We start from the raw sequence: 2338 nt of genomic DNA, 5'->3' as shown, positions 1-2338 counted from the left end.
GAGCCCGCGACCCAGTGGCTGGAGGCCGAGGAGTGCGCGGTATTAAGCGCCTGGGCCACGCGTCAGCTCAAGACAAAAACTCCAAGTCCACCCAGCATCGCCGAGGCGGTGCGCTGGATCGCGCGGCAGGTCGCGCCATGGCCCGCAATTCTTGAGCGGCCCCCACCAAGAGAATCGTTGATTGAGCATGAGACTTGCCAGTGGCTCAAACTCACCGGGCGCACAATTTTTTTCCTTCAAACTGGTTTTAAAACACTGCCTAGGATCGTGTAGGACGGGTCTCGCGGTCCAAACATCTCAATGGCGAGCTGTAGCATATTGCCCAACCGCGAAGGGAGGGGCCATGTGTAGCCTTGCTCCCATCGACGGGCCGACAAGCAATGTAGGTTCGATAGTCGTGGATTCAGGCATAGTGTTTATAAAGGCCCATCAGGTGGAACAGCACCACCAGTGATCACCCCTTGGGCTTCGCGGTGATTTTTGCTTGGACTGGTTCCTGGCTATTGTAGGTGACGGTGGCTGTCTTGAGATTGTCCGCAATGCGGATGGTTGCCACCTCAACACTGAAAGGTACAGCGATTATCCCAAGCTGCACTGAGACACCTGTGTGGACGCGGGGAGCCGGACGTCCGGCCTGAACTGAGGTGATTGTTGTGCCGTCATATTCGAAGACATTCTTCTCGTCGGCCAGTTCGGCGATGGTCACGGTTTCCAACCATCCTTTAAATTCGTCCAAGGACATCTTCGAAAGACTCTTGGGCGCCGCTGCGGGCTTCGATGTCTGGCTAGTCTTGTCGGCAAACTCTTTAAAGATCGCGTCGGTGGCCAGCGCCGCCTCCAGATTGCCGGCCTTGGTGTATTCCATTTTGAGCTTCTGCAGTTCTTGAAGATAGGTCCGCGTTATTGGCGTCGTCGCACGCTGGATTGCTGCTTCGTAGTTGAACTTCAGGGCCACGACCTTGTCTGGCAGCGCCTTCGAGTCTTGAGCTGAGAGAGCAAGAGCGTGGAACACGCCGATTGTTGCGATTGTAAGTCTGAGGTGCATGGCAAGGTTGGTTACTCGGCTGACAGTAGGCGGGAAACAGGATGATCACCCACGAAAAAATATTCTCCCCGCCAGAATGAACCACCGAAACCACCGAAACGGGGGGGTGGTTTCGGTGGTTCGGTTCGGGGCTTTTAACAGAAAAATATGAGGAGGTCTGGTCCGCTAACGTGAGCCCAAAGGCCACTCGCCCAGAGCCGATGTGGACATCGGCGCTCCCAGCAAAGAGCAAAGCCCTGTGCATCACCCCTTTCCCAGTGCTGCGCGCTCCTGCAAAACGTGCTGGCAGAGTCCGTGCGGGTGCGTATCCTGCACGGCATGAAACTGGATGAACTCACGGCGGAGGCGGCCAAGCTTTCTGAGGATGACCGGGCTTCTCTGGCGGCCCGGCTGCTGCATGGTCTTGAAAAGCCGCACCACGGTGTTTCGGATGAGGAAGTGATGAGCCGGGTGCGGGAGGGGGATGCTGATGACGGAGTGATGATCACTTTTGACCAGCTCGTTTCTGGGCTTCGCTTTCGTGCGCGTTAGATTCCATCAACGAGTCCAGGCCGATCTGGACGCCATTTTGGAAAAATACGACGAGGTTTCGCCAGCGCTCGCGGAGGAGTTTTTCGGCGAGTTCCAAACAGGGCTGCTGAAGGTGGCGGAGAATCCGCGCTTTTTCCATTTCGACGCCTGCGGACTCCGCCGATGCAACTTCGACCGCTTTCCCTACCACTTTCTCTATGACATCCGGGGTGACTACGCCCGTGTGTGGGTCATCAGGCATAATCGCCGGAATCCCAGCTGGGGTTTGAAACGCTTTTGATCTTCCGTGGGTTATGGCAGGATGTGGTATGACGTTCCCAGCAAAGAGCAAAGCCTGACGCGGAGCGGCATTCTGTACTGGGAGCGCCGGTTTTTAACCGGCTCTGGAAAGCTCCGCCGCAGGGACACGCGCCGCATTTGCAGTGAACTTCATTTCATGTCGATGTCACAGGGACGCTCGCCCAGAGCCGATAAAATATCGGCGCTCCCAGCAAAGAGGCTGCCCCGCCTACTCAAAAATCTTTCGGTGCGGATTGATGAAAGCCCACGCGGCGGCTCCCACGAGGAAGAGTGCACCGATGAGGTACAGGGGCGCGTTCCAGTCGTAGTGCTGCTGCAGGCCGATCACGATGAGCGGGCAGATCACGCTGCCGATCTGGCCGCTGGTGTTCATGGCCGCGCCCACCACGCCGGTGTGGCTGCCGCCGATGTCGATCACGGTGCCCCAGGAGGCGCCGAGGGTGAACATGCTGGCCGCCACGG

The 2338-nt window shown here is 57.7% G+C and carries 4 protein-coding genes and 1 pseudogene; 3 read left to right on the top strand and 2 right to left on the bottom strand.

Going from position 1 to position 2338, the window contains the following annotated elements:
- A partial coding sequence (locus WAW39_RS09425) for a hypothetical protein (protein ID WP_422318107.1) occupies positions 1-273 on the top strand: 273 nt, incomplete at its 5' end.
- A gap of 181 nt (positions 274-454) precedes the next feature.
- On the opposite strand, the gene WAW39_RS09420 is transcribed toward WAW39_RS09425, so the two are convergent.
- Positions 455-1045, bottom strand: coding sequence for a hypothetical protein (locus tag WAW39_RS09420; protein WP_422318105.1), 591 nt, complete (start codon positions 1043-1045; stop codon positions 455-457).
- A gap of 318 nt (positions 1046-1363) precedes the next feature.
- Between WAW39_RS09420 and WAW39_RS09415 the strand changes: the two genes are divergently transcribed.
- Both WAW39_RS09415 and WAW39_RS09410 read left to right on the top strand, forming a co-directional pair.
- Positions 1364-1576 carry a hypothetical protein gene (locus tag WAW39_RS09415; protein ID WP_422318103.1) on the top strand — a complete coding sequence of 71 codons (213 nt, stop codon included), beginning with the start codon at positions 1364-1366 and terminating at the stop codon, positions 1574-1576.
- A complete protein-coding gene (locus WAW39_RS09410) occupies positions 1566-1856 on the top strand; it encodes a type II toxin-antitoxin system RelE/ParE family toxin (protein ID WP_422318101.1) in 291 nt (96 codons plus the stop codon). The genes WAW39_RS09415 and WAW39_RS09410 overlap by 11 nt, the downstream gene beginning before the upstream one ends.
- 228 nt (positions 1857-2084) lie before the next feature.
- Here the strand turns inward: WAW39_RS09410 and WAW39_RS09405 are convergent.
- Positions 2085-2338, bottom strand: a pseudogene (locus WAW39_RS09405) (MFS transporter); the annotation flags it as partial.

This window comes from Prosthecobacter sp. (assembly GCF_049294395.1).
Lineage (GTDB): Bacteria > Verrucomicrobiota > Verrucomicrobiia > Verrucomicrobiales > Verrucomicrobiaceae > Prosthecobacter.
Note: the sequence above shows the minus strand (reverse complement) of the source record. Positions and strands in the feature narration are given on the sequence as shown.

Bases quoted from the DNA above. Each gene is read 5' to 3' on its own strand.
- WAW39_RS09420 (WP_422318105.1), bottom strand. From the start codon at position 1,045: ATGCACCTCAGACTTACAATCGCAACAATCGGCGTGTTCCACGCTCTT.
- WAW39_RS09415 (WP_422318103.1), top strand. From the start codon at position 1,364: ATGAAACTGGATGAACTCACGGCGGAGGCGGCCAAGCTTTCTGAGGAT.